Here is a 12,996-nt window from a genome sequence, read left to right as displayed (position 1 = left end):
CGATCGCGGCAGGTCATCATGACCGAGCAACGCGCGCCGGCCTCCAGCCGCTACCGTCACGCCTCGTCCAGCAGCTCGAACAATTCCTCGACCCGGTCGAACGGGGCGTCGCGCATCTGGCTGTGATAGACGACGCGGTCGCCGTCGCGTTGCAGGGATTTGCCGCGGGATTTCCGCAGGCGGCCCGGCAGGAAGGTCGCGGCCACCGCATTGGCGCCGACGTCGAGGCGGATGATTCCTCGGCGCTTGCAGTCGAGCCGCAGCCTTGCTGCAGCGAAGAAGTCGCGGGCGACCTTCGGCAATTGCCCGAACCGGCGCGAGGTTTCCTCCTCGAGGTCGTCGAGCTCGTCCTCGTCCCGGCACCTGGCCGCACGCGCATAGAGCTCGAGCCGCACCGGCTCCGACTGCACATAGGTCTCGGGCAGCATGTCCGCGATCGGCAGGTTGAGGTCGGGTACCCACATCTCGACCCGTCCGTCCTTCTCCGAGGCCATTTTCAGAAGGTGACTGTAGAGCACAGGCCCGAACACCTGGACATGGCCGGATTGCTGCTCCGAGAACAGATCGCCGGCGCCGCGCAAATCCAGATCGCGCTCGCTGATGGCAAAGCCCGCGCCCGGCCGGCTGAACTCCTCGAGCACGGCGAGCCGCTTCTCGGACTGCTCGGAGCCCGTCTCGGTCAGCAGAAAGGCGAAGGCCCGGATGCCGCCGCGCCCGACGCGCCCGCGCAGCTGATGAAGCTGGGCGAGACCAAACCTCTCGGGCCAGCACACCACGATCGTATTGGCGCGCGGGATATCGAGGCCGCTCTCCACGATGTTGGTTGCGAGCAGCACGTCAGCCTCGCCCTCGACGAAGCTCATCATGCGGTCGTCGATCTCGTCGGCCGGCAATCTGCCGTGCAGGCACACGATGCGCAGATCGGGGGCGACCGCCTGCACGCGCGCCAGCATCGGCTCCAGATCCTGGATGCGCGGACAGATCAGGAAACTCTGGCCGTGACGCCGCTGCTCCCGCAGCAACGCCGAGGCGATCGCAGCATCCGACAACGGCGCGATCTTGGTCGCGACCGGAAGCCGGTGCACCGGCGGCGAGGCGATGACGCTGAGGTCCCGGAAGCCGGCCAGGCCTGCGGCCAGCGTGCGCGGGATCGGTGTCGCGCTCATCCAGAGCGTATGGACATTCTTGGCGAGGCCCGAGAGTTTCGCTTTCTCGGCGGCGCCAAAATGCTGCTCCTCGTCGATGATGACGAGGCCGAGATCGTCGAACTTCACGTCCTTCGAGGACAGCGCCTGCGTGCCGACCACGATCTTCATGCGGCCGCTGCGCAGGGCCTCCTTGGTCTGGCGCAACTCCGCGCCTGAGGTCGCCCGCGACAAATTGCCGACTTCGATGTCGAACGGGGCAAAACGCTTCTGGAAGGTCGCGACATGCTGCCGTGCCAGCACTGTCGTCGGCACCGCGATCGCCACCTGCTTGCCCGACAGCACCACGGCGGCCGCCGCGCGCAACGCCACCTCGGTCTTGCCGAAGCCGACGTCACCGCAGATCACCCGGTCCATCGGATGGCCGGATGCGAGATCGTCGAGGACGTCATGGATGGCGCTCGCCTGGCCGGCCGTCGTGAAATAGGGAAAGCGCGCGACGAATTTCTCGTAAGCCGAGCCCGGCGGCACCAGCTTGTCCGCCTTTCGCCGCCGGCGCTGGCTGATGTGCTTGGCGAGCGTCTTGCCGGCGAGCTGGATCTCCTGCTCGGCCGAGGTGCGGCGCGCCCACCATGTGCTGCCATCCGCCTTGTCGAGCGCGAGCTTGCCGAGCTCGGTCGAATAGGGCCACATCGCAGCGAGATCGGACGGCGGCACCAGCACCGCGTTGTCGCCCGCAAACGACAGCCTGACCATCTCCCGCAACGCGCCGCCGCCGGTGTTCACGGTCTGCAAGCCGTCGAGCACGGCGAGGCCGCGCTGGAGATGCACCACCACCGTGCCCTGCTCCGGAACGTCGGCATGATCGAAGGCCGCGCTCCAGCTTCGCGCCATCGGCTGCGGATGATGCGCCCTGCTGCCGAGCACGTCGGACGCGGTCAAGACGACGATCGGCTTTCGTCCGGGCACGACGAAGCCGGCGTCGAGATCGGCCAGCAGCGCCGCCTCGTCATCGCGCGCGCTGATGGCCTCGTGCCAATCCGCGCAGCGCTCAACCTTCACGCCGCTCATCCGCTCCATCGCGCGCAAATCCTCTTCCTGCGCAGCGACGAAGATCAGGCGCGAGCCGGCGCGGCGCGTCTCCTCGACGAAGGCGCGCAGGGCTTTTCGCGTGGATGTCAGCTTGGAGAATTCGGGCGTGGGCTGGAACGGCGCGGTCTGCGGCAGCACCTTCATGCCCTTCGTCGCCAGCTTCCAGTCGCGCCGCGCCAGATATTCACGCTCCCGGTCCGCGCGGGCACCGGCATCCTCGATCGTACCGAGCCAGGCATCGGCGTGCGAGGGAACCCTGGCATCCGCGATCCATTTCGCGCGCCCGCAATAGTCAAACAGTGTCGCGCGCTTGCCGCGGCCGGCGATGGCGAGCCGCTCAGACATGGGATCGACGAGAAGCTCTTTGGTCTCGAAAATGACGTCGTGCTCTCGCGGATCGAACGCCACGATCCGGGTGATGGAGCGCGCCGAATGCTCGATCCGGAACGGGCCGAGCGCGCCTGCGGGAAATATCTCGAAGGTCTGCCCGTGGAACAGCGCACCGCCCGGATAATCCGGCTCGTCCTCCAGATCGTAACCAAGCGCCTCGAGACGCGTGCGAAGCTCGGCTTCGGAGAACGTTCCGCCGACCTTCAGGCTGGTGTTGAGGCGGAGCAGGCTCGCCGGCAGCGGCAGGCGCTCCATCACGGCCTCCGCCGTCGCGATCAGGAAGATCGGCTGTTTGGATTTCGCCAGACGCCGCAGCACCGAGGCGCGCCGGCCTGCGATTTCGTGCGACGGTTCCAGCTGATCGAACGGCAGCGTGTTCAGCCGCGGAAACACCAGGACCTCGCAGGACGGACCGAGGCCGTGAATGACGCTGCCGAGCCGTTCGGCCCTGTTCTCGCTCTCGGCGAGGAACACGAGGCCGCTGCGGCCGGACTGCTTGTATTGCTCGAGCAGATGAAGCGCCATCATGCCAAGCGGCGACGACGACGAAACCGTCCCGCGCTGCACCGGCTTGGCCAGCTTCGGCGAACGCTTCGCTGGCGATTTCCGCGCCGGCGCTCGCCTGGCGGGCGAACTCTTGACGGGTGAACTTTTGGCGGGCGCGCTCTTGGTCCGCGATGTCTTGTTTCGCGCGTTTTGGGCCGCCTGCGTTTTCTTGGAATGCCGCACGTTCACTCGTCTCAAATTGTCAACAGTCATCGATGGCACGCGCGCCGAACCCGTTCGATTCGGCCGTCCGTCGCCATGCATATGGGATTTGCCGTGCGAACGCACGTGTTCTGCAGCGTGGATCGACTCGATCCCACTGCGTTCTCGCCATGCTTGGTTCGACGGTATCAGGACAACCCGGATCTCGGGCGCCTCATGATGAGCCGCAAGCTGCGGCATCATCGCTGCGCTGTCAAGGACGCCATCATTGAGAGATCAGGCGGACGACCAACATGATCCTGCGTCACCTTGGATGGCCTGAAGCCGCGAACGTGCGGAAGGGCGAGCCCTCTCACGAGATTTCGCGGGGCAGCTTCCAGTCAGGTCGGGGCTCGCAGACCTCGTCCACTCGGGCGACATGATATCCGGCCGGGAGGAGCTGGCCGCCTTCCTCGTCGGCCACCGGGACGTCGGTCACCAATCCCTCGATCAGCGCAGCCTCCCACACTTCTTTCTCGGTGGGAAACGGATCGCCGATCTGCTTGTCGCCTTCGAACAGCGCGTACATCGTTTCAAACCTGTCTGAATGAGGCGGACACCGAGCCTCGTCTCGAAGCAACGTATCTCCGGCACAGACGTTCCTTCTCACACGAGCGCGGCCCGTCCCGCCGCGCCAAGGCGGCAAGCAACATGGCGCGCGTTCTGATCGGAACCTCTGGCTGGCACTATGATTCCTGGCGAGGCCCGTTCTTTCCGGAGGGCCTGCCGCTGAAGGAGCAGCTTCGTTACTATGCCGGACGGTTCGAGACCACCGAGCTCAACGGCGTGTTCTACCGCACGCCGACACCCGAAGCGGTGAAAGGGTGGCGCGAGCAAACCGAGCGCGGCTTCGTCTTTGCCTGGAAGGCGTCCAAGTTCATCACACATTGGAAGCGTCTGTCCGACGCCTGCGAGAACAGCCTCGCGCTGCTCGAGGACCGGATCTCGCTGCTGGGCGGCAAGGCCGGTCCGATCCTGTTCCAGCTCCCGCCGCAATTCGAGGCGAATGCCGACAGGCTCGCATCCTTCTTCAAGCTGCTGTCGGGCAAGCGCCAATATAGTTTCGAGTTTCGCCATCCGAGCTGGTATCAGCCCCGCATCCTGCGGATGCTGGCCGACGAAAACATCTCGCTCTGCCTGTCGGATCATCACGACGCGCCGGCGCCGTGGAAACGCACCGCGGACTTCGTCTATGTGCGCGGCCACGGGCCGAGCGGTCGCTATCACGGCCACTATTCGCAGGCCACCCTCGCGCAATGGGCGCGGCGGATCAAATCCTGGAAGCGGCAAGGCTGCGACGTCTATGTCTATTTCGACAATGACCAGAAGAGCGCAGCGCCCGCCGATGCTTCGAAGCTGCAAGCCCTGCTTTGACCCGCGGGCTACGGCCCTCCGGCAACGGAGCCCGCGATCACCATCGTCAACTCGGCAAGATCGATCTTGCCGTTGACGAGCAGCTCTTCGGAGGAGCCTTCGACCTTCAGCGATTGCGGCCGGTTGGCGGCCTGACGTTTCAGCTCACCTATGATCGCTTCCTTGAGTTTCTCTTCCAGCATGAATTTCTCCCTCACGCAGCCGGTTCTCCCGCTTGGACGCGTCATCCAGTCAAGCTGGCGCGAACCACTTCGTTCCCGGTTGCGGTCATTTGGGATTTGGGTTCTCGAGGCCGGTCCCAGGCTCCTCCAGCCGCCCGCTCCGCGCGAGCCTGACCGCGTTGCCGAGTGCTCGCGCTGCATTCAGCGTCTCCTGCTGAAACTCGCGGTCCTGGTCCAGCTCGCGATGGGACGTCGCGTAAGATTCGCTGTAGCCGACATAGCCGTCGAGCTCGCCGAAGCGGCCCGCGGAGATCAGGCGCATGTCGGTAAGCCAGTCGGACAACGCCCGGCGCACGCCCTCGGCGCCGACGGCATCGCCGTGAACGACGAGGCCGAAATGGCGGCCGGCGAGATGGCGCGGATAGGGCCAGCCGTTCAGCTCGATGGCCTTGGCTTCGTCCGCCTTCTTGCCGTGCGTCGATGTCGGATCGGGATTGCCGCCGTCGGCGCAAACCAGGCGATCCATCATCGCCTTGAGCCCGCCCGGCACGTGATACCAGTTCACCGGCGTCACGATCAGGATGCCGTGGGCCGCGACCCAGAGTGGGTAGATCTCGTTCATCCAGTCGTCGGTCTGGCCCAGCGAATAGTTCGGGTAGCAGCTGCACGGCCAGTGGCAGAGCGGCATCGCGGTCGAGACGCACGATTTGCAGGGATGGATGGTCTTGCCGAACTCCGAGGTCAGGCGCGAGAGATCGAGGATGTCGACTGCATAGCCCATCTCCGTGAAAACGGGTTCGACCAGCTTGACCAGGCGCCAGGTCTTGGACATCTCGCCGGGACAAGTGTGCTCGCTGCGCGCCGAGCCGTTGATGACGAGGATGCGCGGCGTCGCCTCCGCATCGTCGTGCCGCCGCTGCGCCTCCAGGATGGCCGCGCGCGTGGCGAGCCAGTCCACGGCGAGGTCGTAATCGGGATCGGCGAATCCCGCGCCGGCCTTCCGCGTCACCGGCGCCTTGCGCGAATGGCTGTAGGCATCCCAGGCGGCAGCGACGATGACATCGAGCTCGCGCTGCAGCGGCGCAAAGGCGGGATCGACGAACCGGCTCCTGTAGCGGCGCTCGAACGCCTCGCGCGACAGCTTGACGGGCGGCATTCCCTTGCGAACGTCGACTTCCGTCATGCCGGTTCCTCGACCAGTGGATGCAATCCGACCAACCCCGGCGTGTCAGGCGCGGTTCCTCGCGGTGAGACGAGCGAACCAATACGCCCTTGCAACGTTGACCCCGAGCACCGCCGGGTGACAACCGGACGCAACTGGGACGATGGACGTGGTGCTCATTTTTCCGGTTTCTGCCCACGACACCAACGCATCGGTACGCGCTGACATCTAACCTGTTCCCGGCGGTGCCCCCCCTGGGCATCGCGCCTTCCTACTCCCGCCAGAACTCGCCCAGCTCTTCCGCGGTCACGAGATCGACCTGGCCATGAAAGCGGGTGCGATACATCGTCATGAGCGCGTCGTGACCGACGTCCGACGAGCTGCACAGCGCGTCCTCGACGATGACGACCTTGAAGCCGAGATCGACCGCGCTCAGCACCGTCGAGAGAACGCAGACGTCGGTCTCCGCACCCGTGATCACCACCGTGCCGACGCCCTTCTCGATCAGCAGGCTCGCCAGCGCCGGATTACTGAACGCCGAATAGGCCGGCTTGTCGACAATGCGAACCGGAGGAACGTAGCGCGCCAGCGCCGGCACCAGATCGAGCGCAAACGGCGCAAGATGGCTGCGGGTCGCCTCGCGCCAGCGCTGGAAATAAGCCCGCCACTGGCCGGGACGGTCTTCCGGATCCTGCGGCGTGATGAAGCGCGTGAAGATCGTCCTGGCCTGATAGCGCGCGACGATCGAGACGATCGTCGGCAGCACCCGCTCCATCCACGGCGTCTGCCAGAGACCGCCGGGCGCGAAGATGTTCTGCATGTCGATGCAGAGATGAACCGCATCCCGGATTTGGGTGTCGGGCGACTTTGCGTCGGTCATCAACGATCCGCTCGCTCTCCCGTCACAGGAATGCTCTCCAACCGGCGGAACGCCAGGAGTGAACATCGCGCTCCCTCTCGCGCTCCGTTTCGAAATTCCGCCGACCTAGCAGCCCTTGTCAGCGGCGCCGACCGTTGTCTTCGACTGTTCGGCGGCTGTCGGCTGGCTTTGCATCTGGCGCTGGGCATCCTGCGACGAGGTCGCGGTGTTCTCGGTCGCCTTGTCCATGGCCGCTGTCGGCGGGTGCTCCTTGGCGTGCGACGAAGCGGTGCCGGTGGTTTCGCTCGCCTGCCCCGTCGTGACCGGTCCTGAACCGGCGTCGCGATTGGCGGTGTTGCAGGGACCGGCCCAGGCAATGGTCGAACTGACGGCCAGCATGGCGCCGACCAGCATTGATCTCGTGAGCATGACAATCTCCTTCTTGCTTTACCGGCTAATGCTTGGCGGAGCCGGGTTCCGCTATCCTGCGATGTTGCCCGGCGAGCATCTCCGCGGGCGTGACATTTGCCTGTCTAATCGCCCAGGGCTTCGCCCGTTCCTTCCTCGCGTCACGTTCCAGCCGGGCCCGCGCGCCGATCCGGCGCCCCGACTTTCGCCTGCCGCTTGGTCCGTTGCTGCCGAAGCTGGTTCATCCGGCATTGCGACGGCTTCTTGTCCGGTCGCCAGCGCAGGATCCTCGTGCCGTGACGAAACCGGTCGCCGGACACGTGGTCGTAGCAGACCTCGACGACGTGGACCGGACGCACCGGCTGCCAGTCGGCCGATCGCTTCGTCGACCATCGGCTCGGACCGCCCGGCGCCTTGCCGGTAAAGCTTCGCTTAGCGATGATCTTCTCGAACCGTTCGGTGAGGCCGGGCCTGTCCGATGCCGTGATCGCCGAGGTGAATCCGACGTGATGCAGGAGGCCGGACTCGTCGTACAGGCCGAGCAGCAGCGAGCCGATCACCTTCCGTCGGCCCTGCTTCTTCTCGGCATATCTGAACCCACCGACCACGCAGTCGGCCGATCGCAGCAGCTTGATCTTCTGCATCCCCTCGCGGGTGCCGCTGCAATAACCGAGGTCCCGCCGCTTTGCGACGACGCCGTCGTGACCGTCCTCCACGCGCTGGAGCCACGCTTTGGCCTCGGCGTAATTGCGCGTCTCCGGCGAGAGCGCGAACACGCTGCTGCCTTTGAAGTGGCGCTGCGCGAACTTTTCAAGCGCCGGCCGGCGCTTCGCAAGCGGGAGCGCCGCGAGATCCGTCTCGGCCGACTGCAACAGGTCAAAGGCCATGAAGCGGGCCGGCGTCTCGCTGGCGAGACGCTTCACCCTGCTGGCGGCCGGATGGATGCGCTGAAGCAAGGCGTCGAACGAATAGCCGTCGTCGAGCTGGACGACGAGTTCTCCGTCGAGGATGAAGGAGCCGGCCGAGATGGCGGACGCAGCGGATGCAACTTCCGGAAAATACCGGACGAGGTCGCGACCGCCCTTCGACTGCATCCTGACGCGCTCTCCGTCGCGGATCAGCAGGCAGCGGAATCCGTCCCATTTCGGCTCGTATTGCCATTGCGCACCGCGGGGAAGCTCGGCGACGGATTCGGCCTCCATCGGCTCCATGATCAGCACTCACGATACGCTTTGATCGAGGCGGCGCCGTCTCCCTGTCAGTTGGGTCTGGCAGGATGCGCGGTGCGCGGATGGCGGTCGTGCAGCAGGCGCGCCAGCGCCTCGCGATCCCCCGCATGGTCCTTCATCGCCGTCTCGAACAGCGCTTCCTGGATGTCACGCGGCATATCGCCCCACACAGCCATGGCAGCCTGGCCCAGCAGATAGGCAAAACGTTCGTCGGCCATGTCAGCTCCTCCCTCGTGCGTCCCGGAACAGGAACTACGCACGCATGCCGGCGTTCCAGCGCCGGCATTTTTCAAGAGGAAACATTAGGCCGCAAATGCCAGACTGAACACGGGGGCGTGCGCAAGGGCGTCAACAGCAAGGCCCCGAGCGCGGCATAGCTGCGCGCAAAGGCGGCGCGGCCAGGCAGGCGGCCCGCCGCCTTCAATCATGATCAACAGCCGCGGCAGATGATCAGCTTGCGATCGATCTCCACATCGAGCCGCCGCAGCTCGGTGTCGACGTGCGTGACCGGCACGGGCTCGGCCATATCGCTGGGCCGCGGCTGCCGGTGCCCGATGGGAGCAGATTGCCGGAACAGATCCGCGTACCTGGTCGGAGCGAGATTGAGTGGCGGCACAAGTGTGGTGCGGGCACCGGCGCCCGCGCTTTCGCCTGCCGTGAGGCTTGAAATTGGCCAGAACAACAACGCAGCGGCGACGATGGACGAACCAAGTCTGATCGACATCATTATTCTCCTATCGCGGTGACAATGCGAACACGCGCACGTCAGGAATAGGAGGTGCCGGCTACTCCGCCATTTCGTCCGCGATGATATCGCGTTACGGCTGAAACCGCATGCAGCGCCGCCGGATGGCGAAAGGCTTACGAGGCTCCGGCCGCCCGCCTCAATCGTCCGCCCCTCGCCGACGAGACGAGGCTTCGCACCAGGACGCCGGCGAGCTCCCCCGACACCAGCGGGTGGTGAACGAGCTCGGTGATGCCTGACGTCTTGAGCGAAGGCATCGCCAGGTCGCGCGTCGAGGGCGCCGCCAGGATGATCGGCAGGCCCGGCGCGGCATCATGCAGCGCCGCCGCGAACTCGAGCGAGGAGCCGCCGGGCAGATGACACACCAGCGCCGCGTCGAAACGGGCGTGCGCGGCACGGCACGCCGCGATCGCCTCCGCGAGCGTGGTGAAGCCGACGGGTTCATAACCCAGCGCGGCGAGAATCTCCTCGTAGCGCAACAGGCGGCGGCGGTCGGTGTCGATCACCAGCACGGTCTCGCCGGCGCCGCGGAGCGCAGGATCGGAACTGTGTTGAGCCGGCTGCGGCTCGTCGGCGTCGGCCGACGGCAGCCAGACGTCGAAGCGCGTGCCCGCATCGGGCTTGCTCTCCACGGCGATGGCGCCGTCGTGCTGCTCGACGATCTCGCGCACCGTTGCGAGCCCGAGGCCGTTGCCGTCCACACGGGTGGTGAAGAACGGCTCGAAAATCCGCTCCAGCGTCGCCTCGTCCATGCCGGGGCCGGGATCGGCGACCGAAATGACGGTGAAGCGGCCGGGACCCAGCTCACTGCGCCCGACCGGTAGCGGCTTCGAGAGATCATGCGTCTTGATATCGAGCTTGATGCGGCCCGGCTCCTTCATCGCCTGCGCCGCATTGTTGCACAGGTTCAGGATGACCTGCTGCAACTGCGCCGGCTCGCCGGTCACGACGGCCATGTCGGCCGTCTCGGTCACCTCGAATTTGACGTGGGAGGGCAGCGACGCCGCCAGCAGCGACCGGGTTTCGTCGACGAGGGTCTTGACGCAGACGCGCTCCCGCCTGCCCTCGCCGCGACGACCGAAGCTGAGAATCTGCTCGACCAGCTCGCGCGCGCGCTCGCCGGCGCGGCGGATCTCGGCGAGGCTCGCGGCCGGACGGCTGCCCGACGGGACCCGCGCATCGGCCATCTCGGCATAGCCGAGAATGGCGCCGACGATATTGTTGAAGTTATGGGCGATGCCGCTGGCGAAGGTGCCGATGGTCTCCATGCGGCGGGCATGTTGCAGGCTCGCCTGCAGGCGCTCCTTCTCTCCTTCGAGCCGGGCCCGCCGGATCGCGTTGCCGATGGCGTCGAAGGCCATGCGAAACAGCGAGACTTCGGACCAATAAGTGAGCGCGCCGCCGTGCACGGCATCGAAGCCGAGCACGCACTCGCGGCTTCCGTAGGCCGGTGTGATGCACAGCCAGCCGCTGATGCCGGCGTCGGCGAGCAGGTGCATCGGGTCATGGGAATGCAAGGTGTTCACCTTGGGGATGTAGATGATGCCGTCATTGCCGCCGTCGAACCGCGGCGCGAGGTTCAGCACCCGCTCCGGCCAGCCCGGCTCGAACTCGATGCCGTCGCGCGACCACCGATAGGTGTGCATCGTCGCGCCGACCATGCAGCAGAAATAGGCCCGATCGGCGCCGATATAGCCGGCGAGCTGGTGGAGCGCCATCTCGACATCCGCGCCGATCCGCTCGCTGCTCGAGTTAATGAACAGCATCGAGATGTTGGCGATCGCGTGCTCGAACGTGGCGCGCCTGCGCAGCGTCACGGCCCGTTTGCGCAAGAGCATGCCGAAATAGATGATGCCGGAGAGCAGCAGCAGCGAGGTGATGTACTGGAGCAACCGCGTCTTGCGCGCCGAGGCGCGCGCGGCGAGCTGGCGCTTCAGGATGACGGCCAGCATCGCATCCTGCTCGCGGTTGTTGGAATCGGCGACCAGCGTCTTCAGGATGGTGTCGATATCGGGCAGCAGATCGTGCAGCATCTGCCCGTGGGTCAAGAGGGCGCGGACCGAGTCCTTCTCCCCCGGCGGCGTCGGCAGTTGCGCCAGCTCTTCCAGCCGGTCCTCGACCTGGCGCGCCGTGGTGTCGGAGGTGTCGAGCGTCAGGCGCAGCATGGCGGCCGCCAATGCCGAGGCCGCCGTCACCACCGGCCGGGAGTCCGATCCAGCCAGCTTGTCGCTGAACAAGGCGAAATAAGCGAAGGAGTTCTGGAGCAGCGCGTTCCTGCTCTTGAACCGTTCGATCAGGCTCTCCTGTCGGTCGGCCCGCAGCGACAGGGCATCGATCGCGCCGGTCTGTTCGACGTCGAGGCCTGCCGTGTCGCGCAGCCGCATCAAGGCATCGTCATAGGCATTCACCATATGCACCAGCGCGTCATAATTGCGCGACAGGCCGGCGCGCGCGGTGAGGACCTCCCTGGTCATCCCGCGTTCGAACCGGGTGAAATCCCCAAGCGCCTGCAACTGCGCGTCGTAGCGGGCCGAATTGACGTTCAGCCCGTTGAGCAGCAGCCAGGTGAGGAGTGCGAGCACGAAGGCGACGCTGACAATGGCGGGAGCTGATTTCACGGCGAGCCTCCCACGGGCGCGCCGCGATAGGTCCCGGTCAGGCTGTTGAGGAAGGCGACGAGCGCGCGGGCCTGCTGGTCCGTCAGCGTCGCGTTCAATTGGGCCAGCGCCATCTTGCGAACCGCGTCCTCCAGCGTCGGAGCGCTGCCGTCGTGAAAATACGGCGGCGTGGTCGCGACATTGCGCAGGCTCGGCACACGCAGGATCTTCGGCTCGGGCGAAGCGAGCGGGTGGAATATGCCGTGCCGCTCGAACAGATTGCCGCCGACATTGACGCCCTGGTGGCAGGCCGAGCAACCCAGCGACTTGAACAGGCGGTATCCCTCCAGCTCGTCGGCCGACAGCGCCGCGTCGTCGCCTTCCAGCCAGCGGTCGAACTTGCTGCCCGGCGTGAGCAGCGTGCGCTGAAAGTTCGCCAGCGCGTCGACGACATCGTCACCCTCCGGGCGGCGGCCGTAAGCCGCCATGAAGCGGGCGCGCATATCGAGATCCGCATCGAGCTTTGCGGCAATCTCCGTCGTGCTGCTGCCCATGGTGTGCGGGCTCTCCAGCGAAGCCTTGATATCGGCCTCGACGGTGCGGAATTTTCCCTCCCAGCTGTAGCGAAAGCTCAGCGTCGAGTTGAAGACGGTGAGCGTGTTGAGCGCAAGCTCCGTCCCGTCGACACTGAGGTCGTGGCGCTTCTGGCTCGCGCCGTTGGTCGTGACATCGTGGCAGTATTGGCAGGTGCGGGAATTGTCATGCGAGATCCGGCGATCGCTGAACAGCCTCTCGCCGAGCGCGACCTTGAGCGGATCGAGAGCAGGAGGCGTGGGGATCGGCGTGATCGGCTCTCCGCGGTCCGGGACAGGGGGCGGCGGCGATTGCGATGGCGCAGGCGTAACCTCCACGCAGCACAACAGCACCGCGCAAATGGCGATCACCCCACCCCGGTAGCCGGCGCCTAATCCGGCTCCGCGAAATCCGATCAATTGTCGCACTGTCTGTTATGTAAGCGTGGAAGTGAAAGCGAAGGCGTCTCTTCAAGGGCTTTTGATTGCAGCCCGTCGATTTCGTGAACGCGGCC

Annotated in this window: 13 protein-coding genes; 2 read left to right on the top strand and 11 right to left on the bottom strand. The window is 65.9% G+C overall.

Annotated features, from left to right (window positions below):
• Positions 1-56: 56 nt before the first annotated feature.
• Positions 57-3,155, bottom strand: a complete 3,099-nt coding sequence (locus tag RAD16_RS23300) for a DEAD/DEAH box helicase (protein ID WP_458160189.1) — start codon at positions 3,153-3,155, stop codon at positions 57-59.
• Here RAD16_RS23300 and RAD16_RS23295 point away from each other — a divergent pair.
• Positions 3,154-3,555: a hypothetical protein gene (locus tag RAD16_RS23295; protein ID WP_458160188.1), complete on the top strand. Its 402-nt coding sequence runs from the start codon at positions 3,154-3,156 to the stop codon at positions 3,553-3,555. The genes RAD16_RS23300 and RAD16_RS23295 overlap by 2 nt on opposite strands.
• A gap of 132 nt (positions 3,556-3,687) precedes the next feature.
• Here RAD16_RS23295 and RAD16_RS23290 read toward each other — a convergent pair whose 3' ends face one another.
• Complete coding sequence (locus RAD16_RS23290) at positions 3,688-3,903, bottom strand: hypothetical protein (protein ID WP_458160187.1); 216 nt, start codon at positions 3,901-3,903, stop codon at positions 3,688-3,690.
• A gap of 122 nt (positions 3,904-4,025) precedes the next feature.
• Between RAD16_RS23290 and RAD16_RS23285 the strand changes: the two genes are divergently transcribed.
• Positions 4,026-4,748 (top strand): DUF72 domain-containing protein, encoded by a 723-nt coding sequence (locus RAD16_RS23285; protein ID WP_458160186.1) that lies wholly within the window; start codon positions 4,026-4,028, stop codon positions 4,746-4,748.
• An 8-nt stretch (positions 4,749-4,756) separates the two neighbouring features.
• Here RAD16_RS23285 and RAD16_RS23280 read toward each other — a convergent pair whose 3' ends face one another.
• The 9 genes from RAD16_RS23280 to RAD16_RS23240 all read right to left on the bottom strand — a co-directional run bounded on the left by RAD16_RS23280 (position 4,757) and on the right by RAD16_RS23240 (position 12,853).
• A complete protein-coding gene (locus RAD16_RS23280) occupies positions 4,757-4,930 on the bottom strand; it encodes a hypothetical protein (protein ID WP_458160185.1) in 174 nt (57 codons plus the stop codon).
• Positions 4,931-5,015: 85 nt separating this feature from the next.
• On the bottom strand, positions 5,016-6,092 hold the full coding sequence (locus RAD16_RS23275) for a flavodoxin family protein (protein ID WP_458160184.1): 1,077 nt from the start codon (positions 6,090-6,092) through the stop codon (positions 5,016-5,018).
• A gap of 250 nt (positions 6,093-6,342) precedes the next feature.
• Positions 6,343-6,951 (bottom strand): cysteine hydrolase family protein, encoded by a 609-nt coding sequence (locus tag RAD16_RS23270; protein ID WP_458160183.1) that lies wholly within the window; start codon positions 6,949-6,951, stop codon positions 6,343-6,345.
• Positions 6,952-7,056: 105 nt separating this feature from the next.
• Positions 7,057-7,359 (bottom strand): hypothetical protein, encoded by a 303-nt coding sequence (locus RAD16_RS23265; RefSeq protein WP_458160182.1) that lies wholly within the window; start codon positions 7,357-7,359, stop codon positions 7,057-7,059.
• 140 nt (positions 7,360-7,499) lie between these two features.
• A complete protein-coding gene (locus RAD16_RS23260) occupies positions 7,500-8,540 on the bottom strand; it encodes an ATP-dependent DNA ligase (protein ID WP_458160341.1) in 1,041 nt (346 codons plus the stop codon).
• Positions 8,541-8,596: 56 nt separating this feature from the next.
• On the bottom strand, positions 8,597-8,785 hold the full coding sequence (locus tag RAD16_RS23255) for a hypothetical protein (protein WP_458160181.1): 189 nt from the start codon (positions 8,783-8,785) through the stop codon (positions 8,597-8,599).
• 212 nt (positions 8,786-8,997) lie between these two features.
• Positions 8,998-9,291, bottom strand: a complete 294-nt coding sequence (locus tag RAD16_RS23250) for a hypothetical protein (protein WP_458160180.1) — start codon at positions 9,289-9,291, stop codon at positions 8,998-9,000.
• Between the two features lie 137 nt (positions 9,292-9,428).
• Entirely contained in the window at positions 9,429-11,930 is a 2,502-nt protein-coding gene (locus tag RAD16_RS23245) for a two-component system VirA-like sensor kinase (protein WP_458160179.1), read from the bottom strand.
• Positions 11,927-12,853, bottom strand: a complete 927-nt coding sequence (locus RAD16_RS23240; protein WP_458160178.1) for a cytochrome-c peroxidase — start codon at positions 12,851-12,853, stop codon at positions 11,927-11,929. Before RAD16_RS23240 ends, RAD16_RS23245 begins: the two co-directional genes overlap by 4 nt.
• Positions 12,854-12,996: the final 143 nt, after the last annotated feature.

Source organism: Bradyrhizobium sp. 18BD (assembly GCF_054185225.1).
The sequence above is the reverse complement of the archived record's forward strand: the minus strand, read 5'-3'. Positions and strand labels throughout refer to the sequence as shown.